At 56.6% G+C, this 26,743-nt stretch carries 27 protein-coding genes and 1 tRNA gene; 12 read left to right on the plus strand and 16 right to left on the minus strand.

The genetic code is table 11. The features are described 5' to 3' along the window. Nucleotides 1-5: 5 nt before the first annotated feature. From plsX to NQF87_RS02920, 3 genes are all read right to left on the minus strand, one after another. The gene (gene plsX / locus NQF87_RS02910) at nt 6-1,109 is read right to left on the minus strand and encodes a phosphate acyltransferase PlsX (RefSeq protein ID WP_266126911.1); all 1,104 of its coding nucleotides are present in this window, start codon (nt 1,107-1,109) and stop codon (nt 6-8) included. Between the two features lie 104 nt (nt 1,110-1,213). Then, nucleotides 1,214-1,417, minus strand: a complete 204-nt coding sequence (gene rpmF / locus NQF87_RS02915) for a 50S ribosomal protein L32 (RefSeq protein ID WP_182040803.1) — start codon at nt 1,415-1,417, stop codon at nt 1,214-1,216. Nucleotides 1,418-1,636: 219 nt separating this feature from the next. Beyond that, a complete protein-coding gene (locus tag NQF87_RS02920; protein ID WP_266126912.1) occupies nt 1,637-2,239 on the minus strand; it encodes a DUF177 domain-containing protein in 603 nt (200 codons plus the stop codon). A 202-nt stretch (nt 2,240-2,441) separates the two neighbouring features. Here NQF87_RS02920 and NQF87_RS02925 point away from each other — a divergent pair, with 202 nt between their 5' ends. Beyond that, a complete protein-coding gene (locus NQF87_RS02925; protein WP_407651981.1) occupies nt 2,442-3,059 on the plus strand; it encodes an outer membrane protein assembly factor BamE in 618 nt (205 codons plus the stop codon). Nucleotides 3,060-3,119: 60 nt separating this feature from the next. Here NQF87_RS02925 and NQF87_RS02930 read toward each other — a convergent pair whose 3' ends face one another. After that, nucleotides 3,120-3,650 (minus strand): MarR family winged helix-turn-helix transcriptional regulator, encoded by a 531-nt coding sequence (locus NQF87_RS02930; RefSeq protein WP_266126913.1) that lies wholly within the window; start codon nt 3,648-3,650, stop codon nt 3,120-3,122. Nucleotides 3,651-3,858: 208 nt separating this feature from the next. On the opposite strand from NQF87_RS02930, the gene rpsU reads away from it, so the two are divergent. After that, nucleotides 3,859-4,062 carry a 30S ribosomal protein S21 gene (gene rpsU, locus NQF87_RS02935; protein ID WP_026294133.1) on the plus strand — a complete coding sequence of 68 codons (204 nt, stop codon included), beginning with the start codon at nt 3,859-3,861 and terminating at the stop codon, nt 4,060-4,062. A gap of 76 nt (nt 4,063-4,138) precedes the next feature. Here the strand turns inward: rpsU and NQF87_RS02940 are convergent, their stop codons facing one another. After that, nucleotides 4,139-5,527, minus strand: a complete 1,389-nt coding sequence (locus NQF87_RS02940) for a glycosyltransferase family 39 protein (protein WP_266126914.1) — start codon at nt 5,525-5,527, stop codon at nt 4,139-4,141. A gap of 10 nt (nt 5,528-5,537) precedes the next feature. Beyond that, complete coding sequence (locus tag NQF87_RS02945; protein WP_266126915.1) at nt 5,538-6,002, minus strand: Lrp/AsnC family transcriptional regulator; 465 nt, start codon at nt 6,000-6,002, stop codon at nt 5,538-5,540. 298 nt (nt 6,003-6,300) lie between these two features. Between NQF87_RS02945 and trxB the strand changes: the two genes are divergently transcribed. Together trxB and NQF87_RS02955 are read left to right on the plus strand one after the other, a co-directional pair. Beyond that, nucleotides 6,301-7,272 carry a thioredoxin-disulfide reductase gene (gene trxB, locus NQF87_RS02950; RefSeq protein ID WP_266126916.1) on the plus strand — a complete coding sequence of 324 codons (972 nt, stop codon included), beginning with the start codon at nt 6,301-6,303 and terminating at the stop codon, nt 7,270-7,272. A gap of 292 nt (nt 7,273-7,564) precedes the next feature. Further along, on the plus strand, nt 7,565-8,509 hold the full coding sequence (locus NQF87_RS02955) for a LysR family transcriptional regulator (RefSeq protein WP_266126917.1): 945 nt from the start codon (nt 7,565-7,567) through the stop codon (nt 8,507-8,509). Here the strand turns inward: NQF87_RS02955 and NQF87_RS02960 are convergent. Further along, nucleotides 8,490-8,777 (minus strand): HU family DNA-binding protein, encoded by a 288-nt coding sequence (locus NQF87_RS02960; RefSeq protein WP_266126918.1) that lies wholly within the window; start codon nt 8,775-8,777, stop codon nt 8,490-8,492. The two genes, NQF87_RS02955 and NQF87_RS02960, sit on opposite strands and share 20 nt — an antisense overlap. A 130-nt stretch (nt 8,778-8,907) precedes the next feature. Next, a complete protein-coding gene (locus NQF87_RS02965) occupies nt 8,908-9,390 on the minus strand; it encodes a MucR family transcriptional regulator (RefSeq protein ID WP_266127039.1) in 483 nt (160 codons plus the stop codon). Nucleotides 9,391-9,592: 202 nt separating this feature from the next. Here NQF87_RS02965 and NQF87_RS02970 point away from each other — a divergent pair, with 202 nt between their 5' ends. The 4 genes from NQF87_RS02970 to NQF87_RS02985 all read left to right on the plus strand — a co-directional run bounded on the left by NQF87_RS02970 (nt 9,593) and on the right by NQF87_RS02985 (nt 15,257). Beyond that, entirely contained in the window at nt 9,593-11,797 is a 2,205-nt protein-coding gene (locus tag NQF87_RS02970) for an FUSC family protein (protein ID WP_266126919.1), read from the plus strand. Between the two features lie 12 nt (nt 11,798-11,809). Further along, nucleotides 11,810-12,955, plus strand: a complete 1,146-nt coding sequence (locus NQF87_RS02975) for a glycosyltransferase (RefSeq protein ID WP_266126920.1) — start codon at nt 11,810-11,812, stop codon at nt 12,953-12,955. A 265-nt stretch (nt 12,956-13,220) separates the two neighbouring features. Beyond that, complete coding sequence (locus NQF87_RS02980) at nt 13,221-14,195, plus strand: flagellin (RefSeq protein ID WP_266126921.1); 975 nt, start codon at nt 13,221-13,223, stop codon at nt 14,193-14,195. A gap of 363 nt (nt 14,196-14,558) precedes the next feature. Continuing rightward, a complete protein-coding gene (locus NQF87_RS02985) occupies nt 14,559-15,257 on the plus strand; it encodes an aspartate/glutamate racemase family protein (RefSeq protein ID WP_266126922.1) in 699 nt (232 codons plus the stop codon). A gap of 63 nt (nt 15,258-15,320) precedes the next feature. Here the strand turns inward: NQF87_RS02985 and NQF87_RS02990 are convergent, their stop codons facing one another. After that, on the minus strand, nt 15,321-16,715 hold the full coding sequence (locus tag NQF87_RS02990) for an L-lactate permease (protein WP_266126923.1): 1,395 nt from the start codon (nt 16,713-16,715) through the stop codon (nt 15,321-15,323). A 66-nt stretch (nt 16,716-16,781) separates the two neighbouring features. Here NQF87_RS02990 and NQF87_RS02995 point away from each other — a divergent pair, with 66 nt between their 5' ends. Further along, nucleotides 16,782-17,336, plus strand: coding sequence for a helix-turn-helix domain-containing protein (locus NQF87_RS02995; protein ID WP_266126924.1), 555 nt, complete (start codon nt 16,782-16,784; stop codon nt 17,334-17,336). 9 nt (nt 17,337-17,345) lie between these two features. On the opposite strand, the gene rmuC is transcribed toward NQF87_RS02995, so the two are convergent. Continuing rightward, nucleotides 17,346-19,004, minus strand: a complete 1,659-nt coding sequence (gene rmuC, locus NQF87_RS03000) for a DNA recombination protein RmuC (RefSeq protein WP_266126925.1) — start codon at nt 19,002-19,004, stop codon at nt 17,346-17,348. A 91-nt stretch (nt 19,005-19,095) separates the two neighbouring features. After that, nucleotides 19,096-19,185: transfer RNA gene (locus NQF87_RS03005), tRNA-Ser, on the minus strand. A gap of 301 nt (nt 19,186-19,486) precedes the next feature. Between NQF87_RS03005 and rplU the strand changes: the two genes are divergently transcribed. From rplU to obgE, 3 genes are all read left to right on the plus strand, one after another. Continuing rightward, a complete protein-coding gene (gene rplU / locus NQF87_RS03010) occupies nt 19,487-19,798 on the plus strand; it encodes a 50S ribosomal protein L21 (protein ID WP_266126926.1) in 312 nt (103 codons plus the stop codon). A 28-nt stretch (nt 19,799-19,826) separates the two neighbouring features. Further along, nucleotides 19,827-20,093: a 50S ribosomal protein L27 gene (gene rpmA / locus NQF87_RS03015; RefSeq protein WP_043559867.1), complete on the plus strand. Its 267-nt coding sequence runs from the start codon at nt 19,827-19,829 to the stop codon at nt 20,091-20,093. Nucleotides 20,094-20,198: 105 nt separating this feature from the next. Beyond that, entirely contained in the window at nt 20,199-21,206 is a 1,008-nt protein-coding gene (gene obgE / locus NQF87_RS03020) for a GTPase ObgE (protein ID WP_266126927.1), read from the plus strand. A 67-nt stretch (nt 21,207-21,273) separates the two neighbouring features. Here obgE and NQF87_RS03025 read toward each other — a convergent pair whose 3' ends face one another. The 5 genes from NQF87_RS03025 to budA form a co-directional block, all read right to left on the minus strand. Next, on the minus strand, nt 21,274-21,864 hold the full coding sequence (locus NQF87_RS03025) for a LutC/YkgG family protein (protein WP_266127040.1): 591 nt from the start codon (nt 21,862-21,864) through the stop codon (nt 21,274-21,276). Between the two features lie 14 nt (nt 21,865-21,878). Beyond that, nucleotides 21,879-23,291, minus strand: a complete 1,413-nt coding sequence (locus NQF87_RS03030; RefSeq protein ID WP_266126928.1) for a lactate utilization protein B — start codon at nt 23,289-23,291, stop codon at nt 21,879-21,881. Next, nucleotides 23,288-24,031, minus strand: a complete 744-nt coding sequence (locus NQF87_RS03035; RefSeq protein WP_266126929.1) for a (Fe-S)-binding protein — start codon at nt 24,029-24,031, stop codon at nt 23,288-23,290. The genes NQF87_RS03030 and NQF87_RS03035 overlap by 4 nt, the downstream gene beginning before the upstream one ends. 215 nt (nt 24,032-24,246) lie before the next feature. Next, the gene (alsS, locus tag NQF87_RS03040) at nt 24,247-25,926 is read right to left on the minus strand and encodes an acetolactate synthase AlsS (RefSeq protein ID WP_266126930.1); all 1,680 of its coding nucleotides are present in this window, start codon (nt 25,924-25,926) and stop codon (nt 24,247-24,249) included. 82 nt (nt 25,927-26,008) lie between these two features. Further along, on the minus strand, nt 26,009-26,740 hold the full coding sequence (gene budA, locus NQF87_RS03045; RefSeq protein ID WP_266126931.1) for an acetolactate decarboxylase: 732 nt from the start codon (nt 26,738-26,740) through the stop codon (nt 26,009-26,011). Between the last annotated feature and the right edge of the window lie 3 nt (nt 26,741-26,743).

Genomic DNA, 26,743 nt, shown 5'->3' on the forward strand with positions numbered 1-26,743 from the left:
AGACGTCACTCCTGCTCTTTACTCTCTCCAGCATGCCCGAGCATACCCAGCTGATCCAGCCGATGGCGGATCTTGTCATTCAGATTGTTTTCCACGGCATCAATGGCAACATCCACGGCAGAGGCGAACCCCTCGGCATCGGCCCCGCCATGAGACTTCACGACAACCCCGTTCAGCCCCACAAAAACGGCACCATTATACCGGCTGGGATCGATCCACTCTTTCATCCGGCGCAGGCCTGGACGGACCAGCAGATAACCCAGTCTCGTGAGCCAGTTTGTCTGGAACACGTCCCGGAGCAGGCCGAACGCCAGTTTCAGGGCACCTTCACCCGTCTTCAGGGCCACGTTGCCGGTGAAACCATCCGTCACCACGACATCCGTCACGCCGGCAGTGATGTCATGCCCTTCCACAAAGCCATGAAAGCGGTCAGAGAGGACACTGTCACGAAGCCTCTCAGCAGCCTGTTTCAGACGCTCGTCACCCTTCAGCTCTTCAGAGCCGACATTGAGCAGCCCGATGCTTGGAGCCTTCAGGGACAGGGCTGCCTGTGCGAACGCCTCCCCCATGATGGCGAATTCAACCAGATTGCGGGCATCACAGACGATATTGGCCCCGAGATCGAGCATCACCACATCGCCACGGGCTGAAGGCTGCACGGCGGCCATTGCCGGACGGGAAATGCCGGGAAGGGCCTTCACGATGATTTTCGCCAGTGCCAGCATGGCCCCACTGTTGCCAGCGGACACGACACCACGGGCCTCACCCGAAGCGACGGCTTCCATCGCAATCCGCATGGACGACCCCTTCACACGGAGGGCAGCCGTCGGCTTCATCTCCATGGGGATGCTGTCCGGCGCATGACGCACGGTGCAGATTTTCGAAAGATGGGGATAGCTGCCGAGCGAGGCGTTTAAAACCTTCTCATCACCGATGAGAAGAACCCTAATTTCAGGATGACGGATGGCTGTCGTATCCAGTCCGGCGAGAACGATCCCGGGGGCATTGTCTCCCCCCATGGCATCAACGGCCAGGGTATAAGGAGCCGAAAAATGTACAGCCTGCCTGTCGGCCTCAGCCTCAGCTCTGACGCCAGACGCCTCTGTCATGAGTGCAGCCCCCAGAAGATTCCTTGTTCTCCTGCCTGATGCAGGAATCACATAAACATGACCCCGGACACTGGTCCGGGGCTATATCCGTAAAATACGAACGATCAGGCGCGGACGGCCTTCAGTGCACGGCCTTCGGCACTGACAACCTCACGACCGTCATAGTGGCCGCAATGGCTGCATACGTGATGCGGACGCTTCATCTCGCCGCAGTTGGCGCACTCGGCGTGTGCCTCGATACGAAGAGCCTGGTGGCTGCGACGCATGCCACGACGGGACGGCGTAGTCTTTCTCTTGGGGACGGCCATGGGTATCTGCCTCTCACTGGGTTGCGTATCCGGCTTCTGCTACCGCACGGCGCGGCCTCAAGCCAGAGAAATCTCACTAAGTCTCACCACCGCCAGAGCTGCGGTGCTCAGGCGTGGGCCTCTAGCAGAGAGGAAGCCCCTCTGCAAGACATCAATGTCATTCAAGACATCGTTACTCGCTCCGCACTTTATCAGGGCGGCAAGGATATTTCTACTCCCTTACTGCTTCTCCTGAAGTTTGTTCAGAACCTCGAAAGGACTTTTCCTGTCCGTTTCCTGTCGTGCGTCAAGTTCATCATCAGATGGCGTGACTTCCACGAACTGATCAAGGCCAGCTCCACTTCTCCGGGGATAAGGGGTCAGGCACAGGGCCAGCTGTTCGGCTGCTGCCTCACCGAGATCAATCACGCGGCCATCATAGGGGACATCATCGGCATCCTCCTGAAGAAGGCTCTCAATGTCGATCTCTTCATCCTCAGGCATGTCCGCTGCCGGAACGAAACGGAGGCTGAACGGTTCGTCAATCACCTCCCTGACCGGCTCGCCCGTGATGATGCAGGCCTGTTCCACCTCAGCCTGGATATGCCCCTCCGCCAGCACGATATTGTCCTGCCCCCGCTCCAGACGGAACACGCAGGCCAGATGGCTCAGGGACAGAAGACCGAAACGCTGGCGCAGGGCCTCCCTTTCTCCGGGATCGGCGTCCACACGCTCTTCCAGAGGGCGGCCCGTCCTGGCCAGAGGGATGCGACGTGAGAACTCCGCCGTCACCGCCCCTTCTTTCTGCACGCCAGCCCCGTCTTTATCGCCAGATGACATCATGACCTCACAACATCTGAGTGAACATTCACAGTACTGCCCCTTTCAGGGATGGTATCGGCATGAAGTCAAGGTAAAACTACGACTCTGCCGACATGCTGGCACGGTATCTGTTCCACGAAAAAGATTGACATATTCCCTCCCGTGAGGCACCGGAAAGGGCACGTACGGCTTGCCCGCATATCATCAGGACAGTTTGCCCTTCATGACCAGCCTTTCTACCGCCGCCCCGGACCGGAGTTCCCGTTTTTCCCACCTGACCCGCCATCTGGCCGCGCGCCGCCGCTGCTGGGCAGGCGTCCTGACAGGAGGGCTGCTCATGCTCGGCAGCTGTGAGGCCATCAGTCCGCCCCCCATCCCCCGTGGTGCCCTGATTGAAAAGCTGGACTATGACCAGCTGGTTCTCAACTCCAGCACCCAGAATGACGCCCTGAGCATCCTTGGCTCCCCCACGACCCATGCGACCTTCAATGACAATACATGGATATACATTTCCATGACGAAGGACCTTGTCCCGCTGGCTCATCCGGTCATAGACAAGCAGCAGGTTCTGGTCCTGAATTTTGATGACGCCGGCGTTCTCCGCAAGATGAACGTGCTGAACAAGCATGACGCCATTCCCGTCTCCATGGCCGGTGGTGTCACCCCGACACCGGGGACCCATATTTCCGTCATTCAGGAATTGTTGGGCAACGTTGGCCGCTACAATCCAATGAGCAGCATGGGTAGCACCTTTGGTGGCATGGGCAATGCCGGCATGGGAGGTGGTCCGCTTAACGGCCAAGGTACTGGCAATGGCGGTATCGGTAACTCGATGCCGTGACGGCCTAACAGACTCGCTGAACTTCAGGAGGGAGAGTGCAGGCCATGCGCTCTCCCCATTTCATGCCCTACCGTCCCTGCCGGAATGGATAACAGCATAAAGGACACGTCGGAAACCATCGACGGCGACCCCGTCAACCTGCCGGTAGGCCTGTGTCAGAACCGTCCGTATAGACGCAAAAAGCTCACCTTCCAGTTGTCTGCCCTCCTTTGTCAGAAAGATGGGTCTTTTCCGTCTGTCTTCCTCATCTTCCTTCTGCTCAACCAACTTCTTGTCTTTCAGCTCTCCAAGGGCACGGCCCAGCGACTGTTTGGTGATGCCCAGCCGCCTACACAGCTCACTGGGCAGAAGCCCTTCATGACTGCCCACCAGAAACATGATCCTGTGATGGGCCGGCCCCAGCCCATGACGCTCCAGCCTCTTTTCACAGGCGCATGAAAGTGAACGCCAGACAGCAAGGAGTCCCTCAAAGGACTGTCTGATGGAATGTTCCCTCAGATATAGATGTGCGTCGACCATGGTGCGCATGTCATTCTGTGCCACAGCCTTTCCTCCCGCTATGCTTTCAACACGGTAATCCACATGCAGCATACGCCTCTCCCCCATGTGGTGCCATCAGACAGGGCAGATAATCCACAGATAAAGCCGTTCTTTACTCTTTCATCCCGTCAGAAACTATTGTCTCATGTTTTGGAGTATGTTAGGCCACTCCACACTGTAATCGGATCCGCGTCCTTCAATGAGTGATGCTACAGACACCGCTCGGAAGGATCAGAACCCCAAAGGAGATGACGACACCGTGCAGGTTCTCGTTCGTGATAATAATGTTGACCAGGCGCTGAAGGCCCTCAAGAAGAAAATGCAGCGCGAAGGCGTCTTCCGTGAAATGAAGCTCCGTCGCCACTTTGAAAAGCCGTCCGAGCGTCGTGCCCGTGAGGTTGCTGAGGCCGTGCGCCGCGCCCGCAAGATGGAGCGCAAGCGTCTGGAGCGTGAAGGCTTCTGATTTCAGCCTTTTCGTGCTTTGCGAATGAGAAAGCCATCCGGTCCGGGTGGCTTTTTTTCATGTCTGCCTTTTTCCTCTACTGCACGATCCAGCCGGACAGATCATGGCGCATTTCCAGAGAATAGAGTCGCACGGGCTGACCCCCGTCCTTCCGCCATAAAGCCCATGCCCCCGCAGGAACCGGTCCATAATGCAGGTCCTTCAGATAAAGGGCCGTCTGCACGGTCTTCCGGGTCAGGCCTTTCAGATAGGCCCAGCGGGAATCCTGCCCCATGAACACGACATGTTCCGCCTTCTGGAACGTGAGGATTGACGCCAGAGCGTAATCATCCGTGACCATGACGGAAATACCCTTTTCCTGTGATTCTGCCGACAGGGCCTCTGCCATTCCCTCCCAGCCCGCACTCAACCGGGCAATGGGATTCAGATGCGCCGACAGGGGCAGAAAACCTGTCAGACACTGGCCATAGACCAGCAACACGCAGAGGGTACCCGTCAGCACGGCTCCCCGAACGGTTCCGGCATATGCCGCACCAGCAAGAACCAGAACCGGATACAGCACCCAGACCCAGTTGGGCTGCACACGGTCTCCCGTCACATGCAGCAGAAAGACCAGCAGGGCCGGGCCGACAAGCCAGAGCAGCAGGCTACCCTCACGACGGGACCGCCACAGCCCGACACAGCACAGCACGGCCACCCACGGCGTCAGCAGTGCCAGCTGTCCGGCCAGCAGCTCCCCCAGAAACTGTCCTGCACGTTCCGGGTGCCACTGGGACGCACGCCCTCCCTGCTTCAGCAGCCCTGCCCAGCCATGATCCGCATTCCATATCAGAGTGGGCAGCACGGCCACGAGGGCACAGCTTCCCCCCAGCCACGGCCCCGCAGAACGCCACAGGGCACGTCCTCCGAACAGAACAAAGCCTGCCAGCCCGGCCCCGAACAGAACAGCCGTATATTTTGAATCAGCGGCCAGACCGAGGCTGACGCCACACAGCATCCACCAGCCCCACGATGCCTTTGCCTGCCCCTGTACTGAAAGTGCCCTGGAAAAACCCCATAAGGACAGACAGAGAAACATGAACAGGGGCACGTCTGGCGTCGCCGGGACAAGGCCGATACCCGCCATCACGGTCACGTTCAGGAGCAGCACGGCCCGGAGGCCCACATCCCTGCGGTGTGGAAAAAACCGCCCTGACGCCTGACAGAGCCAGAACATGGCCAGCCCGAACCCCATCAAGCCGCAGAAACGTACCCCGAAAGGGGTATCACCCCAAAGAAACGTCCCCGCCCGAATCCAGAGGGCTATCATGAAAGGATGATCCAGATATCCCCATTGCAGATGCCGGGACCAGAGCCAATAATAGGCCTCATCAGGCACCAGAGGCATCTGCACCGCCACGATGAGACGCAGCAGGAACAGCAGCCCCACCCCGCCCCAGAGCAGACGCCGTGAGATTCCTGTCACGGCTCCGCTTTCAGAAGGGGACGCCAGCCCTCTCACAGCTTGTCCTGATGACCTGGAAGGTCTGTACCCGCACGACATGCGTCACCTCAATCAGGTCCCGTGTCAGACGATTCTGATGGTCGGCATCACGGGCTACCAGCCGGAGGAGAAAATCCTCACCACCCCGGATCATATGACATTCCCGTGTTTCAGGCCACTCAGCAACGAGTGCCTCAAACTCTTCCAGAACAGTGCTTTTCTGGCTGTCCAGCCCGACCAGCACGAAGAAGCTGATGGACCAGCCCAGCATCGCCGGAGCCAGCGTTGCGTGATAGCCTTGGATGAGACCCATCTCCTCCAGCCGCCGCACACGCCGCAGGCAGGGAGGAGCCGAAATGCCGACCCGCCGGGCCAGCTCGACATTGGTCACCCGGCCATCCTGCTGAAGCTCGGCAAGAATACTGCGATCAATCTCATCAAGGTCTGCAATGCTCATACGGTTTCCAGCAACTCTGCTTACAGGCCCTCCTGACGGCCCAGAGGGGAACAGCCATGCCCATGGCAGGACTTCACCCCCCGCTATATAGACTGATCTTTCTGATGTGGAAACTCTCTGCACGGAGAAGCGAAAGATTATTTCGTTACCATGCCTGATCTAATCATTTTTATCGACATCTTTCATATACTATATCTATTACCCTACAGGCCGGAGCGGACCTAGTATCACCCTGCCCTTTTCGACCAGTCCATTTTCCCCCGCAGGCGGGGCACATCCCTTCATCATGGAGCTTTTCATGACAGAGACACATCATACCGACATGCTGATCGTCGGAGCCGGACCTGCCGGCTACACGGCGGCCATCTATGCCGCACGGGCCGGGATGCAGCCCATCCTGGTGACGGGCATGCAGCCGGGCGGCCAGCTGACCATCACTGACGAGATCGAAAACTTTCCCGGCTTTGCCAAGCCCGTTCAGGGGCCGTGGCTGATGGAGCAGATGCGTGAACAGGCCGAACATGTCGGTACGAAGCTGGTCTATGATCTCATCACCGAAGCTCCCCTGAAGCAGGGGCCGGATGCCGAAGGTTATTTTCACCTTACCGGTGATTCCGGAGACCAGTTCCGTGCCCGCACGGTAGTCATCGCCACGGGGGCACAGGCCAAATGGCTCGGTCTCGAGTCTGAAAAGACCTATCAGGGGGCCGGGGTATCCGCCTGTGCCACATGTGACGGATTTTTCTACCGGGGCAAGGAAGTTGCCGTCATCGGAGGCGGCAACACAGCCGTGGAAGAGGCCCTGTACCTGACCCATCATGCCTCCACCGTCCATCTGGTCCATCGCCGGGACAGCCTGAGAGCCGAACGCATTCTCCAGAAGCGTCTGCATGACAACCCCAAAATCAGGCTTCACTGGAACAGGGAAGTGCGGGAAATTGTCGGTGAAGGCTCACCCGCTGTCGTGACGGCTCTTGAACTGGCAGACACGCAGAATCCTTCAGAAACGGAGCGGCTGGCTGTTGATGGCGTGTTCGTCGCCATCGGGCACAGCCCCAGCACCGGCCCCTTCCGGAATCAGCTGGACTGTGATGCGGAAGGCTACATCATCACCCGACCGGGAACGGCCACCACCTCTATCCCCGGCATCTTTGCCGCCGGAGACATTCAGGATAAAATCTACCGTCAGGCTGTCACCGCTGCCGGAACGGGCTGCATGGCCGCTCTGGAGGCCGAACGCTACCTTGCCGAGCAGAAATATACCCCCTGATGGTCTTCCCTGAGGACGAGCCATTTTCCGGTATTTTCATCATTCCGGGAAATGGCCTGCCCCTTCCGATACACGCCCCAACAAGAAAACATGACAAAACAGTTCAGCCTCCCGCTGTCTTTCCTTGAAATGGCAACACAAAGATAACGTAGTCCATTCCCATTCTACTCTTGACCGATCGTTGCTTTTCGGGAATTTTTCACAAATTAGACATACAGTTAAGGCTACGATGTGGGGCGTTATGAGCAGAGCTGGCCATGATTATTGCGAAGGGGCATACGGGAATCAAAAAATGGACTGGGACAAACTTCGTATTTTTCACACCGTGGCCGAGGCAGGCTCATTCACCCATGCGGGCGACCGACTCAACCTGAGCCAGTCTGCCGTCTCCCGCCAGATTTCCGCTCTGGAAGACGTGCTGGGCGTTCCCCTCTTTCACCGTCATGCCCGTGGCCTGATCCTGACCGAACAGGGCGAAGTGCTTCACCGCACGGCGCGTGAGGTCTTTTCCAAGCTGGCCCTGACACAGGCTTTCCTGAGCGAAAACCGGGAGAAAGCCGCCGGGAAGATCAAGGTCACAACGACGTCCGGTTTCGGCCTTTCCTGGCTGACCCCCCGCCTGCACCGCTTCGTGGAACAGCACCCACATGTTGAAGTCACGCTTCTTCTGGAGGACTCTGATCTCGACCTGAGCATGCGTGAAGCGGACGTGGCCATCCGCCTTCATCCCCCGACCCAGCCTGACCTGATCCAGCGTCATCTGGCCAGTTTCCACATGCCCATCTATGCCAGCAAGGAATATCTGGAAGAACACGGCACGCCCACCACTCTGAAAGACCTTGCCAACCATAGCCTGATCGGTTTCGCCGGCTGGCATCTGCCCCTGCCGCATGTAAACTGGCTGATCGAACGGCTGGTCAAGGAAAAAATTATCCTTCACCCCCGTGTTCCTCTTGCCGTCAACAATATTGCTGCGGTCGGCATGGCCATTGCACAGGGCAACGGGATCGGTACCCTGCCCTTCTATACCGCTTCTGCCCATCCCAACCTTGTCCGCATCCTTCCGGACGTTCATGGCCCGCTGGCAGAAGCCTTCTTTGTCTATCCGGAAGAGCTGAAAAGCTCCAAACGCATTTCCGTGTTCCGGGACTTCCTGCTGGAAGAACTCAGCACGGCACGGACGGGCAGGGACGTTCCCTCACACAGTGCAGAACCGTTCATTTATTCGGCTGATTGACCCTGCTGCGCAGTTCCTTGCCTGCACGGAAAAAGGGAACACGTTTGGCTTCAACGGCAACAGACTGGCCCGTCCGGGGGTTCCTTCCCTGATGGGCCGTGTGCTGGCGTGTCCCGAAGCTGCCTATGCCCCGCAGTTCGGCACGGTTTCCGGCAGCCAGGCCAGTAGCAATGTGAGCAAAAACCCCATCAACGGCCTGACCGACTTTTTCCCTGGAGAGGCCTTCCAGACGGGACGTCAATAAAGCGACAAACTCCGAGCGTGTCATCCTACTCTCCGCCACTGATCACTCCGTGAAGGGTGACAAGAGAACGGCAGAAACGTCAAGAAAAAATGCCCTCTCACAGAAAAGGCCGGGGAAAACCCGGCCTTTTAAAGAGCGTGGTTAATGAAAGATTTCAGGATTTACTTTCATTATCCCGTTTATTCTCGGCAGAGACACCAATATTACGGCCAAGACCAATCGTTCTTGCCAGTTCAGAACGCCGGGCAGCATAGGCTGGAGCCACCATGGGGTAATCGGCCGGCAGGCCCCATTTGTCACGGTACTGGTCCGGGGTCATGTCATAAGTGCTCTTCAGATGACGCTTGAGCATCTTGAGTTTCCTGCCATCCTCCAAACAGATGATGTAATCTGAATAAACTGACTTATGCACTGGTACCGCAGGCTGCAATTTACAATATTCCACTACTTCTTCATTGCTACACCCATAATCGGCCAAGGCACCATAAACTTGGCGAATCAATCTTGGCAACGCATCCGCAGAAACATCCGATCCAGCCAATTTCGCCATAACAATATCAACCGTGAGCTCAAGAATCCTCCCACGCTCAGTATCCGAAATTTCTTGACAGTCATTAACTGAAAATTTCTCTTTCATCACCTAACCCTCCCGCATATATTCCTTAACCTTATTATGGTATTATGTTTTTTCTTATGTGAAAAGATTTATTGTTTACTTTCTACAAAATTATCCTCCCTAAAAAAAGCATTCTGATATTACCGTTCAATTATAAGTGTCCCCTCTCGCATTTATATCCGAAGAAAAGTACTCTTCTATCCTGAATGCCACTGGATGCACAATGACTGCCCATTTTCCAACCTTTCTGAACTTCAAGCTACCTCCCTTTTTCTACTGGATATTCGTTCCATCCCTGAACGGGTTCCTCTTTGCCCTGCGGACGACCATTGCCGCCTGCCTCTCTCTGGGCATTGCCCTCTGGCTGGAGCTGGACAGCCCCATCTGGGCCCCCATGACAGTCTGGTCCGTGGCCCAGCTGACACGTGGGGAAAGTCTTTCCAAGGCCCGCTGGCGTATCATCGGGACCCTGATCGGCGGGACAGCGGCCCTGATCTTCGTGGGCATCTACCCTCAGGCACCGTGGCTCTTCTTCCCGCTGATCGCCCTGTGGATTGGCCTGTGCAGCGGGCTGGCGACCTTCGTCAGCAACTTCCGCTCCTATGCTCTGGTTCTTTCCGGCTATACCTGTGCCATCATCTGCATGGATGTCGTCCCCCATACGGACAACATCTTCATCTTTGCCGTGTCCCGGGCCAGTTACATCATTCTGGGCGTTCTCTGCGAGGCCTTCATCGGCCTTCTCTTCGCCTTCAACCAGGACCGGCTGGCTCATCTCAAGATCCGCCAGAAACTGGAATCAGCCCTCACTCTGGTGGCCGACACCCTCTATCATATCCTCCAGCAGGAAACGGGTGCCCTGACAGAGGCCCGCAATCTGTTCGGCACCATCCTTGCCATCAATGATCAGATCGAATTTGCCGAGGTGGAGATGGGTGCCCACGGGCATGAAGGCGACCATGCCCGGGCTGCTCTGGCAGCGGTGTCCGCCCTCCTGTCCCGCAGTTTCGGCATGGCGGCACGGCTGGCCCTTCTCTCCGACAATCACAGGGATTTTGATACGGTTGTCCGGGCCTTCATCCAGTTCCTCCGCACCTTCTCAGGACGGCTTGGCAAGGAAGAGGAAACCTCGGAACTTCTTGCCGAACTCCAGCATCTCCGGGACATCTGCCGCCGCTATGCGACACCGCACCGGCAGAAGCTCGTCCCCGCATCCGGCATGGAGACACATACGCAGGAACAGGAAACCGTCATCACCAACTCCGCACTGGATGAACGCATCCTCTTCTCATCCCTTGGAGACCTGATCGGTGATCTTGAAGAAGCCATCACGGAGTATCACGCCAGCACCCACACCATCCGTGGCGATCATTTCCAGTTCCGACACCACACACACCGGGATGGACGGCTTGCCTTTAATAATGGCTTCCGTGCCGCTCTGGCCATTCTGGTCACGTCCCTCATCTATGAGGTGACGGCATGGTCCAACGGCAACACGCTCATCAGCATCACGGCCCTGATCTGCGGCCTGTTCGCCACGAAGGAAAACCCCGTGCTGGGAACCGTCAAGTTCCTCAAGGGGCTGGCCATAGGATGGTGTGTGGCCTGGCTGCTCTGCTTCATCTTCATTCCCATGGTCACGACCTATGAACCGCTCGTGCTCATCCTCTCCTGTGCGATGATGATTGGCGGCCTCGCCCGTGCCAACCCCGCCACGGCCCCGGCGGCCTCGGCCTTCAATCTGCTCATGCCGCTCATGCTGGGCATCCAGAATCATCACATCATTGATGAAACGAAATTCTACAACACGAATCTGGCCATCATGCTCTCCGGCGTGACAGCCGTGCTGATCTTCCGCAGCATTCTTCCCTTCGACAGCAAGGCCGAAGGATTCCGTCTGCGCAGGGCCACGTTGCGGGAACTCCGCAACCTCGCCAACCTGAACAGCACGCCCCAGATCAGCACATGGATCGGCCACAGCACGGACCGCTTCTCCCGCCTGATCCGTCATGCCACCGTCATGACGCCTGTCGTGGAAGCAGGCATACAGGGCACGCTGGCAACCCTGACACTGGGGCTAAACATCATTCGGCTCCGCAGCCTTCTGAACCGTGAATATCTGCCGGAAAGTGCCCGCCGCCCCATCACGCTCGTTCTCTACCACATCGAACATGCCTACCGTCGGCATGACCGGGCCGCCCGCCTCACCCGTGCCGCCATACGCCGCCTGCGTGAACTGGACACGCAGGACCATGAAGCCATCATCCGGCTGGAAATCACCCGTGCCCTGACCTATCTCGTGGTGGTCGAGCACACGCTGCGCACCAATGAAGACTTCCTGGATGCCAGCCGTCCCTTCCTCGGCACAGGTTTCTCGGTTTTCCCCGGCCATGAACCTCCCCATGAGGTCGCTCTGGAAAAGGCTTGATCTCCCTCCCTCATGGCGGCAGAGTTCCGCAATCTTTCCCTGCCCGAGACCCTGCCCTCCATGAAAATTCATTACCTTGTCACCAGCCTGGAAACGGGCGGTGCCGAATTCGCCATTCCTGACATCGTGAATGCCCTGGAACAGTGCAGCCATCATGTCGATGTCACCGCCTGTGAACCCCGTGACATGGGGGCAGCTCCCCATCTGGAACGGGCCGGAATCCCCTACCGCCTGCTCGACACCAGACGCCGCAGTTTTTTCCTCACCCTCTTCCGTCTCCTGCGTCTGCTCCGCCGGAACCGCCCCGACATCATCTGGACATCGCTGAGCCGTGCTACATTACTGGGCCAGCTTGCCGGAAAAATCCTGAACATCCCGGTCGTGAGCTGGAAGAACAGTGCCAGCATCCGCTTCACCACCACAGCGGGCCGTCGCATCACCCGGCTCTGGGTTGCCGATTCCTCCTATGTGGCCCGGTTTCTTCAGGAAAAAATGCACATCCCGCCAGAGAAGATCACCTCCTGGCCCCTCTATGTTGCCACGCCCAATACCCACCCCGCTCCCGACTGGGATGGCCGGACAGTGCTGCACATCGGCAGTACGGGGCGACTCCATGAAGTGAAAAACTATCCTCTGCTCATTGACGGCATGGCCCTCTTCCGGGAGCGGCATCCCGCATGGGCTGACCTTGTTCATCTGTCTTTCGCTGGTGATGGCCCCCAGCGTGCCGAGCTGGAAGCCCTCATCCAGAAGCACGGGCTGGAAAAACATGTTTCCCTGAAAGGCTTCCAGCAGGATGTTCCGGCCTTTCTCAGCACGCTTCAGCTTTATGCCCAGCCCTCACGGTATGAAGGCATGTGCCTCGCCGCCCATGAGGCCATGAACATGAGCCTGCCCGTCATGGCCACTCCTGTCGGAGAAATGCGCAACAGCGTACAGCCCGGAAAAACAGGCTTCCTGCTCCAGCCCGACCGAATTCCTGAAACAGTCTGCGAAACGCTGGCAGAGATTTTCCAGAATCCCGGCCTGCTGCACAGCTACGGTCAGGCGGCAAAGCACCATATAGAGCAGCATTACAGCCGGAGGGCGTTCCTGCAACGCTGTGAGATCATTGCGGAGAAACTGCACCAGATGGCCGAAGGACGTGCCGAGCCGTGATCCTCATGACGACACCTTGTCGTCATGAGCACTGTGCAGACTGAAGTCCCTTCAGGTAATTAAGGAATGGATTATTTTTTCGCCCTGTAAACAGTCACGTGCTTACATGGTCAAAATTAATACAACTCTAAAATGACTGATGAAAAAGACAGTGAAACTGCTTTTTTGATTCAAAATGCAAGATACTTGTAAAATTTTCGTGTTTTCCTGCGTCAGCCGGCAGACCTGCCGTTGGTTCCGCATCAATGAACTGGGAGAAAAGACCGTGAGTCTTTCCATCAACACGAACCAGTCTTCCATGGTTGCCCTGGAAACACTGAACACCACACAGAATGATCTGGCCCATACGGAAAATGCCGTCTCCACCGGCAAGAAGGTGGCCAATGCCTCCGACAATCCGGCAGCTTTCGGCATTGCTTCACAGATTGGCGGGGACATTGCCGGGCAGAGTGCCGTCAATGACGAACTGAGTTACGCCTCTCAGGTCATCAGTGCCACCAATACTGCGGCCAACAGCATCATCAAGATTCTGCAGGATGTCCAGAATGCCGTGACAACTGTCGGCAACAACATCGGCAACGCCTCATTCCTCGGCCAGCTCAACAAGGAACTGACGGGGTACATGAAGAGCATCGACACCATCGCCCGGAATGCCACGGTGAAAGGCGTCAACCTTCTCTCCGGTGGAACGCTGAGCGGTACGAGCGACGGGCTGGGCATCACGTCCAACAGCCTGACCTTTGTCACCAGCCTTCAGGGAGATACGCAGACCATAAGCAGCTACGGGTACATGATTGGCCTTACGACCGGTTACGGGATTGGCCACATCACGACAGAACTGTTCGGCATGACACCCGGCAGTGCCATGCCTGGTGAGGACCCCTCCGTAAACAACTTCCTGACAGCCACCCCTGATGGCGCCCGCATCAGCGACGGTTTCAATGCCTCGGCCATGTCGCAGCGTCTTCCCAGAATGATCCAGATCACCCAGGATGCCATTCAGGCAATGACCAATGTCACATCCGATCTCGGTGCCTACCAGCAGCTCATCGAATCCATAAGTTCCTACGGCCAGAAATCGTCCGACTCTCTCACGGCTGCTTCCGGTGCCCTGACGGACGCTGACATGTCGGCTGAATCTGCCAGACTGACCTCCCTCCAGACAAAACAGTCCCTCGGCATCAAGTCCCTCTCCATCGCCAATGGTCAGTCACAGAACATCCTGTCCCTCTTCCAGTAAACGGACCAGCTTCATGCCCAGCCCTCGCATCATGAGGGCCTGTGCCTGACCAGCCCGGCAGCACGGACCACAAAAAGACGTCCCGGACAGCTTTACAGCCAGACCGTTTTTCTACAGAGTCGTAAATCATTTATGAAAAACCGGACTACATTGTTGCAGAGAAACAGGCCTCATGACGAAACTCTGCCGCTATCGCCTTGATGGCCTCGAAAAACCCGGACTGATTGACAGTTCAGGTGCATTGCGTGACCTGTCCGGCCTCTGGAATGACCTGACACCCGAATGTCTGTCCCCTCAGTCTCTTGCTCGTCTGGCTGATACCAGCATACACTTACATCCTCGATTTATCTTATAGGATAGAAAATGAAGAAGCTTGGATTGATTGGTGGGACAGGCCCAGAGTCAACACTTATATATTACAAGAAAATAGTATATGGCGCAAAGGAGATGTCTGGAAAAGACTTCTTCCCAAATATAAATATTGATAGCGTCAATGTATTTGATATACTAAACTTCTGCTCACAGAGTGACTATAACTCACTAACAGAATATCTCATGAAAAGTATTCACAATCTTATCCGGGCAGAATGTGAAATCGTTGCCCTTACCGGAAATACCCCGCATATCGTTTTCAAAAAATTATGTGAGCGTTCTGCCGTACCGCTCATCAGCATGGTGGATGCAACCAGAGACAAAGCTGTAGAGCAAAACATCAAACGGGCAGGCCTGCTGGGAACAGCATTCACGATGATGGAGGACTTTTTCAGGAAACCCTTCATTGAAGCAGGTATCGACATCTTCATTCCCAACGAAGATGGCATCCGATTCCTATCGGAAAAAATAGCCTCTGAATTGGAGGTTGGGATCGTCAACCCCGCTACACAAAAGAAAATCCTCGAAATTATCAATGAGATGCAGCGGCAGCATAACATAGAGGCCATAATTCTGGGCTGTACAGAACTGCCACTCCTGTTCTCAGATCAACCAGTTCCCTTGCCATGTCTGGACACGCTGAGCATCCATACGGAAGCTCTTCTCTCAGCAATGAATACCCACTGCTAAAAACAGATCCACACGAGAAGCCATTAAAATGGCTCCCTCATGCAATAAGCCATAAAGCTATCATCAGCAGACAGACAACAGGAACAGGCAGGACAGCAGCATCAAAGCCAGCACCACAAAGATGGAGACAAAAAGGACCATCTTCTGAATCCAATGCCTGTCCGTCCCTGTCGCTCTTGGAATGAGCTGCAAGGCCATCTCAATCTTGCTGGGAGACGCCATCAGCAGGAAAGATGCGGCCACGTTGTGAATGCCCATGAACCACAGCACGCTGACATGCAGTGACCGGGCAATATCCGCCTGCGTTGCCGCAAACATGGCATTGGCCCCACTATTCGACCCCGTCACGAAACCACCCAGAGGAGCCATCAGGGCATAGGCTGGCCCTGTCCGCGCCAGGGTGCGGGCAAGGCATTCCGCCATGCCCGACACGGACATCAGGATGCCGATGATGAGAAACAGTGCGGTCACGGAGGCACTCTGCACCCATGCATTCCACGCTTTCTGTACAGGCAGTCTCTGAGGCCACCCTCTTGCCGCAAAGATGGACGCCACGAACAGCCAGACAGCCGGTGACGCCAGATAATGCCAGCCAGCAGGCAGCCCCAGCAGACTGACGATCCAGCCCGTCAGCAGAACACCAGAGAGCAGGACGGCATAACCATGAAGGGCCGTCCACCCTTCCCGGTTCAGAGAGGGCACCGGTCTCTTCCCGCCCAGCATCAGATAAAAGACGATCATGACAAGGGACCCCAGCGCACCGGCCGGAACTGTGCCAAACACCAGATTCATCCCCGTTACCAGCAGGGTCAGGCACAGACCGGACAGAAACCCATAGAACACGTCCCGTCCACGATGTTCGGCAGACCCGCTCAGCAGGGCTGCGGCCATGCCCGTCAGCGTGAAAGGAATGAAACTGATGACTGCCGACACGATGCCGAGGTCATGAAAGGACACATCTGCCATTGTGGCGGCAATCAGCGTTCCCGGTCCCATCGATCCCCAGGGAACGGCACACAGCCCCATCAGGCCAACCACGGCCACACGTGATGCAGGCAGCCCCAGATGCACCAGCAGAGGAATGGCAACGGTAATGCCTATGCCAAACCCTGTAACGGATTCAGCGAAAGGGGTTATGCCATGCACGATCAGCAGGATCGTTCCGATATTCTTGCCTGACCGTTCCTCAATCCATTTTGCCAGAGAGGCCTGTCCCCCATTATGCTGGAGCACGTTGGAGAGCAGAAGGCCGCCAGCAATGATGGCAATGACTTCCGTCAGGATCGGCCCCCACCGTAAGACCGCAGCCCCCATCTGGGGCATGGATAAAGGAAACGCCACTGCTATGGCCACAACCGTTGCGACAGCACCCAGAAGAGCCGCATGGACGGCTTTCATTCTGACCCCAAGGGCCAGAATGGTGAGGACAATGGGAAAGACACTGAGGAAAACGGCCATCTGCCACCACAACTTTCATATATGAAAACTATTTTTCTAATATGAAAAATACCGGAGACGAGTCAATTGAACAGGACACCACAGAAACATGATGCCGCCTTTGGCAGTGCCATCCGCCTGCGCCGCAACCGTCTGGGCGTAACGCTTGATCAGCTTTCAGAACAGACGGGCATTTCGACAGCCGTGCTGTCCCGGGTCGAGCGGGGCCAGCACAGCCCTACCCTGCACAACGCCCTCAGCATTGCGCGGGGGCTGGGCTGTGAGTTGATGGAACTCCTCCAGCACGACCCGACAGAAATCATCCGTGCCGGAGACAACCTGCGCTTTGTCGATAAGGAAACAGGGATTGAACGGATCGCCCTGGCCCGCCCCAATCCCAGCATTGAACTGCTGAAATATGTCGTACCACCGGGCATGACCTCCCGGCACTTTGCTGCCCATGAATCCCGCAGCCAGGAAGTGTTCCACATCCTCCAGGGCAGTCTTGAAATCCACACCGCCCGGAAGACCCTGACCCTTCAGGCGGGAGACACGGCCACCGTTCTCGTAGATATGGAACACTGGTTCCGCAATGTCGGATCAGAGCCTGCACATTTCGTGCTGATGATCATGGGTGGGTGAACGCCTCTTTCACGCCTCGGTGTCCTGCACCGGCTCCACAATGGGTTCAACGATCAGACTGAGACGGTCCGCCTCAAAATCCATATGATTCGTCTCCAGTGCAGGCAGGCTCCTGCTGACCTTGGCTGAAAGCTGCCTGAAACGGTCCACCCTGCCATACAGGCCCTGCTGCCCCGCCAGAGCCGTGACCGCACTGTTATAATGGTTGCTCGCCGTATTCAGAGTTCCTCCCAGTTTGCTCAGCCGCTCGGCAACAAGGCAGACGGAATTATAGATGTCCCCTGCCCGTTCACTGATTTCACGAGCTTCCGCATTGCTCCGCTCGATCATCCAGAGATTGGAAACCGTGCGCAGAATGGGAATCAGGGTCGTATGGGAAACCAGCACGATCCCCTTCCTGTACCCATATTCGAACAGGTCCCTGTTTGCCTTGAGTACATCGATATAGGCCGGCTCAATCGGCATGAACATGAGGACAAAGCTGGGGCTGCGAATGCCGATCAGGTTAGTATAATCCTTGGAGGCCAGATCATCGATGTGCCGGCGCACGGCCCTGACATGCTCATTCATGGCCAGCTGGTGATCCGCCTGCGTCTCTGCTCCGATGGCCCTGTCATACGCATTCAGGGAAACCTTGCTGTCGATGATGATGTGTTTCCCATCCGGCAGCTTGATCAGATAGTCAGTCTGTTTCTGGCGGCCTTCGGCATCCCTGAAAGAACTCTGAACCTCATAATGAGCATCTTCCATCAGGCCACTCATTTCCAGAGTACGCCGAAGCTGTGCTTCCCCCCAGGCTCCACGCTGCTGTGAATCCCCTTTCAGCGCAGAAGCAAGACTGTTTGCCTCTTTGCTCATCTGGAGGCCAATATCCAGCACCTTCCTGATCTCAGCATTGAGGGTGGCGTTGCCCTGAAGGGAAACGTCATGCACTTCATTGATGCGCTTCTGAAAGCCTTCAATCTGTTCCCGGAAGGGCTTCAGCATGTTGGCAATATTGAGCTGGCTGGTATCGGCAAACGTTCTGCCTTTTTCCTCAAAAACCCGGTTGGCCAGATTTTCGAACTCCTTCAGCAGAGACTGTCTGGCATCGCCAAGCTGCTGCATCTGCTCCCTGAAATGGTCTTCTTTCTTCTCCAGTGTCGTCCTGATCTCGACATGGTCACTCTGAAGAGCTGCATAAGTCTGGGAGAGACTGTCATAACGCCTGACATAATCAGACAGAGCCTCTTTCGTCTCTTTCAGGACGTCAGACAGAGACCTGTTCTCTACCAGAACGGCCTCCATCCTTCGTTCCGTATGATGGTGCGTTTCCCGCAGGGCATTCAGGGTCTCCTGCAACTCTGCCCGTTCGGCCGTGTACATCGCCAGCTCGTCATCCAGACGCCTTAACGTCTCACGGGTTCCACTCAGCTGGGTCTGGGCCGTGTTGACAGAGAGTTCGGCCGCATGAAGCCTGCTCCTGTAAGCCTCAAGTTCACCCTGACACGCCTCGTTCTGACAGCGAATACGCTGCACCTCATCCTCAGAATGCTGCAACCGGACAGTGAGTTCCGCTTTCTGGTGCCCATGCCGTCTTGATGCCAACAGATGGCCTACAGAAAAGGACAGCAGAGCCACGACCACAATAATGATGAAGTCAATCAACATATCCGATACGGACATCATTCAGCCCCCTGAAACGCACGATACCCCTTTATCCCCGCTCATTTCATGAATGACAAGAAAGCGATATACCGTAATTTCAGGGCAACAATCCTGGCGGAGAGAGAGGGATTCGAACCCTCGGAACGCTCGCACGCTCAACGGTTTTCGAGACCGCCCCAATCGACCACTCTGGCACCTCTCCGGGGCTTGGGATGTCACAACAGGAACACGGCCTGCCATCACCAAGTAATGTTCCACCTTATGGCGACATTCTGACAGGATGACAAGAGGCACATGCCCGCTCCTCCGCCCACATGCTGCAAACCCTGCTTTTTTATTGACGATACGCAGGAAAAGCCCTATGGAAGCCCTCTGTTCCTACGGTTTTCCTGCCTCGTGCGGAGGGCTGTCTGAACCAATGACAAAAAGCGAGCGGGCCATTCCCTCTGCCTGCAATGGCAGAATGAAGGCCAGAGGCTTCGGTAACATAAAGAGAGTTTTGCATGTTTGCAGTCATCCGCACGGGCGGGAAACAGTATCGCGTTGCCAAGGACGCCATCTTGAAGGTTGAAAAGCTGGATGCCGAAGCTGGCAACACAGTCACCTTCTCTGATGTTCTGATGGTTGGTGGTGAAGGCAGCACGAAGATCGGTGCGCCGCTGGTTGAAGGTGCAAGCGTCACCGCTGAGGTTGTCGCACAGGACCGTCTGCCGACCGTCATCATCTTCAAGAAACGCCGCCGCCAGAACAGCCGTCGCAAGAACGGCCATCGTCAGCCGGTCACCGTTCTGCGCATTACCGCAATCAACGCGTAATTTCGCCCGTTCCTGAGGAGACACAGTCATGGCACAAAAAAAAGCAGGTGGTTCCAGCCGTAACGGACGCGACAGCGCCGGCCGCCGTCTTGGTGTGAAGAAGTTTGGTGGCCAGAGCGTCATCGCCGGCAACATCATCATCCGCCAGCGTGGCACCAAGGTGCATCCGGGTGAGAACGTCGGTATGGGCCGTGACCATACCCTCTTCTCCCTGGTCGATGGTCGCGTGCGCTTCCAGCGTCGTGCTGGTGGCAAGGTGCATGTTTCCGTTGCACTGGCAGAAGCTGCCGAATAACGCACTCTGCCTGCCCTGACAGGCACAGAGCATGAACAGAGGTCGGCTCCATCACTGGTGCCGGCCTTTTTTCTTCTTATCCCCCTTTACTGTGGCGGCCTTCCCATGAAGTTTCTTGATCAAGCTAAAATCTATGTCCGCTCCGGTGATGGAGGGGATGGCGTCGTGGCCTTCCGGCGGGAAAAATACATCGAATTCGGTGGGCCGGATGGCGGCGACGGGGGTCGGGGGGGCCATATCTATTTCCGGGCCGTCCCCAGCCTCAACACGCTGATCGACTTCCGCTACACGCAGCATTTCCGTGCCCGCAAGGGAGGCAACGGGGCTGGCTCCAACAAGACCGGGGCCGGAGCTGATGATGTCATCATTGATGTTCCCATCGGCACGCAGATCTTCGATGAAGACCGTGAGACACTGCTGGCCGACCTTGATGAAGACAACAAAACCGTCCTGCTCTGCGAAGGGGGAGATGGCGGGCTGGGCAATGCCCATTACAAGAGCAGCACCAACCGTGCCCCCCGCCGTGCCGACAAGGGCTTCCCCGGGGAAGAACGCTGGGTCTGGCTGCGCCTGAAGCTGATTGCCGATGTCGGGCTTGTCGGGCTGCCTAATGCGGGCAAATCCACCCTGCTCTCCGTGGCCTCCCGTGCCCGCCCCAAAATCGCTGATTACCCCTTCACCACCCTGCACCCTCAGCTTGGTGTCGTGCGCCTCAATGCCGTGGAGGAATTCGTCATCGCCGATATTCCCGGCCTCATTGAAGGGGCCAGCGAGGGCACCGGTCTGGGGGACCGTTTCCTTGGTCATGTGGAACGCTGTGCCGCTCTGGTCCATCTTGTGGATGGCACGGATGAAAACTTCGTCCAGAACTGGAAGCTCATCCGCAAGGAGCTGAAAGCCTATGATGAAGGCCTGGCCGCCAAGCCGGAAGTTCTCGTCCTGAACAAATGTGACGCCCTGCTGCCGGAAGAGATCGAAGAACGCAAAGCAGCTCTGGAAGCCGCCTCCGGAGCGGAAGTGCATCTGCTTTCCGGTGTCAGCCGGGATGGCCTGCCAGAGCTGCTGCGTCACCTTCAGGACCGTGTGACAGCCTCCCGCAACACAGCCCCCTGATTCACACAAAAAGGGCCGTGCGACATGGTAACGCACGGCCCTTTTTGTATCCTGTTACAGAAACCCGTCAGGCCCAGATGACGGAGAGGCTTCTTACACCCTGCGCCCCACGGATCAGGACACCCTGAATATCAGCCGTGGCAGACGGGCCACTCATCAGCACGCCATAACCTGCCGTCCGGAATTCCGGACGTTCCTGATAGGCATTGTGCATGTTGCCCACCAGCTCATCTTTCGAGAGCAGAACAATCAGATGCTGGGCCAGATGCACATCGGCCAGATGGTCCTTCAGCTCCACTTCACTGAGGAAAATACCACCGGTTTCTGCCACGCCAAACGCAGCCCGCACGACCATGACATCCACCTTGTCGGCCTGTTCGTGTGTTTCCAGCTCCTCAATCCGCAGCGTGCCCTTCACTTCAAGCACGGCAGTGCAGAGATTGCGCATTTCCGGGAAAACCCGCCGGATCGCCTGCTCGATCTCCTCATCCTCCTGCAAAGGCAGCATCTTGCCACCCATCAGGGCCAGACTGGCCTCAAACCGTTCCGGGCTGGCGTCCTGGTCTCCCAGTGTCACCACTGGCGGCAGAGGATAAGCTCCCTCCTGTGGAGATTTCTTTGCTCTCAGACGCTGCATGATGACATCACGGGCACTCATCATCGTCTCTTCACTCATGCCTGCGTCTCCTCATGCTGTGCCCCGGCCTTGTTCAGGCGGTTCTTTTTGTACCAGCTATGGAATGTCTCCTTCACCGGATGAGGCAGCTCACGATGTCTGCCCCACGGATTGAGATAATTATACAGCACGAAGCGGGGCATAGTTTTCAGGGCCACTTCCGTTCCACTGATGGCCAGACGGTACATGGTCGGCTGGGCCAGCAGGCGACCCGCCATCTTCATGATCTCCCGCTTGACGAACGGAATTTCATGCCGCTCGGCCAGAACACGCCGCCATTTATAAAGCTGGTCATGAATGTCGATCTTCACCGGGCAGACATTCGTACAGCTTCCATTCATGGTGGAAGCAAAGGGCAGCGTGCTGAACTTCCTGGCATTGAAGGTCGGGTCAATGATCGCCCCGATCGGCCCGGAATAGACAGACCCGTAAGACTGGCCGCCGGAACGGCGATAGACCGGGCAGGTATTCATGCAGGCCCCGCAGCGGATGCATTTCAGCGAGGTCCAGAAATCATCCATCCCCAGCCGTTCGGACCGGCCATTATCCACGAGAATGACATGCATCTCCCCGCCCTTTTTCGGCTTGCGGAAATGGGTCGTATACTGGGTAATGGGGGAACCAAGCGCACTGCGGGACAGAAGCCGGATGAACACGCCAAGGTCCGCCATGCGAGGAACCAGACGTTCAATCCCCAGCGTGGCAATGTGCAGATCGGGCAGATTGGCACTCAGATCCGCATTGCCCTCATTGGTGCAGACAACAAAACTACCCGTTTCCGCCACGAGGAAATTACCACCCGTCATGCCCGTGTCGCCGCTCAGCAGGACAGGACGGGCAGCATTGCGCTGTGCCTCTGCCAGAGCGTGCGGATCATCAATATCCGGGTCCGTATGGTAATATTTGGCGAAGGTCTTCGCCACATCCGTGGTCAGCTTCTGGACTGCCGGCACGACCACATGGCTGGGCAGCTGATTATCCAGCTGCTGGATGCGCTCGCCAAGGTCCGTCTCGGTCACACTGATGCCTTTCGGCTCCAGATATTCCCGCATCTCACATTCATCCGTAATCATCGACTTGCTCTTGATGATGGATGAATGGCCGTGATCCTTGAGAATTGTCTCCACAATGCGGTTATGTTCCGCCCCATCCCGTGCCCAGTGGACGTGGATGCCATTACGGCGGGCATTCTCCTCGAACTGCTCCAGATACTGGGGCAGATGGGCCAGCGTATGCTCCTTCAGCCGGGATGCCTGCTCCCGCAGCGCCTGCCATTCCGGCATGATCTGCATCTGCTCGTCACGCTTCTGGCGCATGTCCCACAGGCGTTCATCATGGAAATGACGGTGCGGCTCATCTTTCAGGAACTCCGCCGCCAGTTTTGCATGGGGGACCGGTCTGTTGCTCATGCCCGCGCTCCATTCAGAATTTCCGCAATGTGAATGAAGCGGATGGGCACGCCATTACGCTCAGCGCAGCCCTGCTGGTGCATCATGCAGGATGTGTCAGCCGATACGATATATTCCGCCCCGGCATCATGATGGTCCGTCACCTTGTCCAGCCCCATGCGGGCAGACACGGCTTCTTCCGTCACGGAATAGGTACCACCAAAGCCGCAGCACTCATCCGGGCGTCGTGGTGCAGCAAAAGAAATGCCCTTCACGGCAGAAAGAAGAGTCTTGGGTTTGGAGAAGAACGGTTCACCCAGCTCGGACATGCTGGCTGTCCGCAGGGCACGCAATGTGGCACAGCTGTTATGCAACCCGACCTTGTGAGGGAACTCTGCCCACGGGAATTCCCGCACCTTCAGGACATCATGAATGAACTCAACGAGTTCATAGGTGTTCTGCCGTACGTGCCGCACCTCATCCGTCTGCTCGATGGCATCGAAATTGTCCCGGATATGATGCACGCAGCTCCCTGACGGAGACACGATCACATCATATTTCGAGAAATTGCGGATGAAGAGAGCTTCCGTCTCTTTGGCATCACGATTGCATCCGGAATTCGCCATAGGCTGACCGCAGCAGGTCTGGTCCATGGGATACTCGGCCTCCTGCCCCAGCTTTTCCAGCAACTCCAGGGTTGCAATACCCGTCTGAGGATAGAAAGCATCTATGTAGCAGGGAATAAATAAACCTATTTTCATAATGGGGTGATTCTATGAAAATAATCCCGCTTCATCAATAAAACAAAATGTGACTGGCTTCAGTCATCACATGAATGACAATAACTCTTCATGACACGCCATGAGCAAAAATGATAATTACTCTCATCTTAACGAGATAAAAACAAAAAAGAGGGCGTCATTGACGCCCCCTTTTCTTCATGCACCCTGATTCATCAGGTGACGACTGGATGACCTTACTTGGTCAGCTCCGGCAGAGGATTCATCAGAGCCGGATTATCGATGTAATCAACCGGCACGGCAATGACGACAGGCCCCTGTGTCTCCATGCCCTCACGCAGGGCTGCCTTCAGGCTGTCCACGCTGTTGACGTTGATACCCTTGGCCCCGAAGGAACGGGCAAAGGCGGCAAAGTCAATCGGACCAAAGGCCACGGCGGCATCACGGCCGTATTTCTTCTCTTCCTGGATACGGACCATGTTGTAATGCTGGTCCACCCAGATAATGTGGATGAGGTTGCTCTTCAGACGGACAGCCGTTTCGAGGTCCATGGAAGACATCATGAAGCTGCCATCACCGGAAACGGAAATGACCTTCTGGGCAGAATTCACGATGCTGGCGGACATGGCCCACGGCAGAGCAACACCCATTGTCTGCTGGCCATTACTGATCAGCATCTGACGGGCACGGAAAACCTCGAGGAAGCGGGCATGCCAGATGTGGAAAGACCCCATGTCCAGACAGATCGTGATGTCCTGCGCCACGAAATCTTCCATCACCTTGATGATCTCAAGCGGATGGAGCATCCCCTGCTGGGAGCTTTTCGCCTTGGCAAACGCGGCCTTCTGGGAAGCACGATAGACTTCCAGAATCTTGTCCAGAGCCGCACCGGATGTCAGGGCACCGGTCTCACGGGTCAGATGCTGTACGGTCAGCGCAATGGAGCCGACCAGTTCGATCTCCGGATTGAAGGCATTGTCCAGCTGGGCCGGGACAACATCAATATTCAGGATCGGACGGGCAGGCTTCTTGTTCCACAGGGAGGGATCATATTCGATCGGGTTGTAACCGATGGTCACGACCAGATCAGCCTCATCCAGCAGATAGTCACCATACTGGTTATGGAACAGACCAATGCGGCCACCGAAGCGGGACACCAGCTCCCTGGACACAGTACCGGCAGCCTGATAGGTGCCGACAACCGGCAGGTTCGTCTGCTTCAGGAAGGCACGGATGGCCTCGGCATTTTCCGGCTTGCTGGCCTTCATGCCCAGCAGGACAACTGGCTTCCTGGCCTTCTTCAGGGCAGCAGCCGCTTCCTTGATGACATCTTCCGGAGCCGGGCCAGCCTTCACGGCGTTACGGTTGCCCATCACCGGATAGTCTTCCGTGATCTCGGAATTCAACACGTCCATCGGCACGCTGACGAAGGCACCACCCTGACGGGGGCTTTCAGCCGCACGGAAGGCATTGGCAATCACTTCCGATGTTGCCGCCGGAGCACCGATCTCTGCGCTGTACTTCGTCACCGGACGCAGCATGCTGACCGTATCCATGCTCTGATGGGTCAGCTTCAGCAGCTCGGCACGACCGACAGCACCACCGATCGTCAGGACCGGGTCACCCTCGGAAGTCGCCGTCGCCAGACCGGTCGTCAGGTTGGAGACACCCGGACCGGATGTTGCGATGGCCACACCGGCCTTACCCGTAATGCGGCCGATACCACCAGCCATGAAAACGGCATTCTGCTCATGCCGGGCCACGATCGTGCGGATCGGGGAATCCTCCAGAGCCTCGAACAGACGGTCAATCTTGGCACCGGGAATACCAACAATATGGTCAACGCCATGCGCTTCCAGATTACGGACGATCAGATCGGCAGCTGTCTGTGCCTTTGAGGATTTTTTCTGTGTCATGATGTCTTCCTGATCATGCCCGCCCTGGATGTCTGCCGGGCGGGAGTCATAATGTCTGTTTCAGCCGGGCAGGTCTACAGCCTCAGCCACCCTCTGCCGTACGGATGGCCTCATGCAGACCGGCAGGCTGAAGATTAGCCCTGGCAAAATCTTCCGTCTTGGGCAGGGAAATTTCCAGATCGGACATACGGGCCACTTCCAGCTTGCCGGACTTCACACGGTAATCCGTCACATGGCCACCATGCTTGCGGTCATCGCTGAGAACATGAAGGTGGTATCCTGCAACATTGATCCCCTGCATGTAGGGCGGTGTACGGAAGCCCAGCATCATGCCGCTGATCTCGCCCATGCGGAAGGTCGGCTGCTTGGCCACGACCTCCAGCATTCCCGGATAAGGCTTGTGCTGGCAGAACACCGTACGGGTATCTACCTTCTCGAACTCACCCGTAAAACGCACGGCACCAAAGAAGTTCGGGTTGTCGATCAGGCTGTCGACAAGCTCCTCGAACTCTTCCTTGCCCATGGGCCTGTCGATGGTGACCGTCTTTTCCGGTTCAAAATACGTCACACAGGCGAAGGGGGTCTTCATGTCCGCCGTGGTGCCGGAGGCAATCCCTTCGGAACGGAACTGACGGACCTCACCTTCTGTCACGATCATTTCGCCATCCAGAGCATCAAACGTCCCCAGACCGAAATCACCATGCTGGACCAACTCACCCAGCGTCATTTCACCGTCATAGACACCATCCAGCAGCGCAGCCATCGTGGATGTCTGGAAAAGACGGTTCGGCTTTACACCTGAAGGTCGAGTCATATT

The sequence above is a fragment of the Bombella dulcis genome, assembly GCF_026385505.1.
Classification (GTDB): Bacteria; Pseudomonadota; Alphaproteobacteria; order Acetobacterales; family Acetobacteraceae; genus Bombella; species Bombella dulcis.

Excerpts from the sequence above, each read along its gene's own strand:
- rpmA (WP_043559867.1), top strand. The coding sequence starts at position 19,827 with ATGGCACAAAAAAAAGCAGGTGGTTCCAGCCGTAACGGACGCGACAGC.
- NQF87_RS02930 (WP_266126913.1), bottom strand. The coding sequence starts at position 3,650 with ATGCTGCATGTGGATTACCGTGTTGAAAGCATAGCGGGAGGAAAGGCT.
- NQF87_RS03030 (WP_266126928.1), bottom strand. The coding sequence starts at position 23,291 with ATGAGCAACAGACCGGTCCCCCATGCAAAACTGGCGGCGGAGTTCCTG.
- NQF87_RS02960 (WP_266126918.1), bottom strand. The coding sequence starts at position 8,777 with ATGACACGCTCGGAGTTTGTCGCTTTATTGACGTCCCGTCTGGAAGGC.
- NQF87_RS02925 (WP_407651981.1), top strand. The coding sequence starts at position 2,442 with ATGACCAGCCTTTCTACCGCCGCCCCGGACCGGAGTTCCCGTTTTTCC.
- NQF87_RS02965 (WP_266127039.1), bottom strand. The coding sequence starts at position 9,390 with ATGAAAGAGAAATTTTCAGTTAATGACTGTCAAGAAATTTCGGATACT.
- NQF87_RS02985 (WP_266126922.1), top strand. The coding sequence starts at position 14,559 with ATGAAGAAGCTTGGATTGATTGGTGGGACAGGCCCAGAGTCAACACTT.
- rmuC (WP_266126925.1), bottom strand. The coding sequence starts at position 19,004 with ATGATGTCCGTATCGGATATGTTGATTGACTTCATCATTATTGTGGTC.
- NQF87_RS02975 (WP_266126920.1), top strand. The coding sequence starts at position 11,810 with ATGGCGGCAGAGTTCCGCAATCTTTCCCTGCCCGAGACCCTGCCCTCC.
- NQF87_RS02945 (WP_266126915.1), bottom strand. The coding sequence starts at position 6,002 with ATGAGCATTGCAGACCTTGATGAGATTGATCGCAGTATTCTTGCCGAG.
- NQF87_RS03035 (WP_266126929.1), bottom strand. The coding sequence starts at position 24,031 with ATGAAAATAGGTTTATTTATTCCCTGCTACATAGATGCTTTCTATCCT.
- trxB (WP_266126916.1), top strand. The coding sequence starts at position 6,301 with ATGACAGAGACACATCATACCGACATGCTGATCGTCGGAGCCGGACCT.
- plsX (WP_266126911.1), bottom strand. The coding sequence starts at position 1,109 with ATGACAGAGGCGTCTGGCGTCAGAGCTGAGGCTGAGGCCGACAGGCAG.
- NQF87_RS02970 (WP_266126919.1), top strand. The coding sequence starts at position 9,593 with ATGACTGCCCATTTTCCAACCTTTCTGAACTTCAAGCTACCTCCCTTT.
- budA (WP_266126931.1), bottom strand. The coding sequence starts at position 26,740 with ATGACTCGACCTTCAGGTGTAAAGCCGAACCGTCTTTTCCAGACATCC.
- NQF87_RS02920 (WP_266126912.1), bottom strand. The coding sequence starts at position 2,239 with ATGATGTCATCTGGCGATAAAGACGGGGCTGGCGTGCAGAAAGAAGGG.
- rplU (WP_266126926.1), top strand. The coding sequence starts at position 19,487 with ATGTTTGCAGTCATCCGCACGGGCGGGAAACAGTATCGCGTTGCCAAG.
- NQF87_RS03025 (WP_266127040.1), bottom strand. The coding sequence starts at position 21,864 with ATGAGTGCCCGTGATGTCATCATGCAGCGTCTGAGAGCAAAGAAATCT.
- NQF87_RS02990 (WP_266126923.1), bottom strand. The coding sequence starts at position 16,715 with ATGGCCGTTTTCCTCAGTGTCTTTCCCATTGTCCTCACCATTCTGGCC.
- NQF87_RS02955 (WP_266126917.1), top strand. The coding sequence starts at position 7,565 with ATGGACTGGGACAAACTTCGTATTTTTCACACCGTGGCCGAGGCAGGC.
- alsS (WP_266126930.1), bottom strand. The coding sequence starts at position 25,926 with ATGACACAGAAAAAATCCTCAAAGGCACAGACAGCTGCCGATCTGATC.
- rpmF (WP_182040803.1), bottom strand. The coding sequence starts at position 1,417 with ATGGCCGTCCCCAAGAGAAAGACTACGCCGTCCCGTCGTGGCATGCGT.
- obgE (WP_266126927.1), top strand. The coding sequence starts at position 20,199 with ATGAAGTTTCTTGATCAAGCTAAAATCTATGTCCGCTCCGGTGATGGA.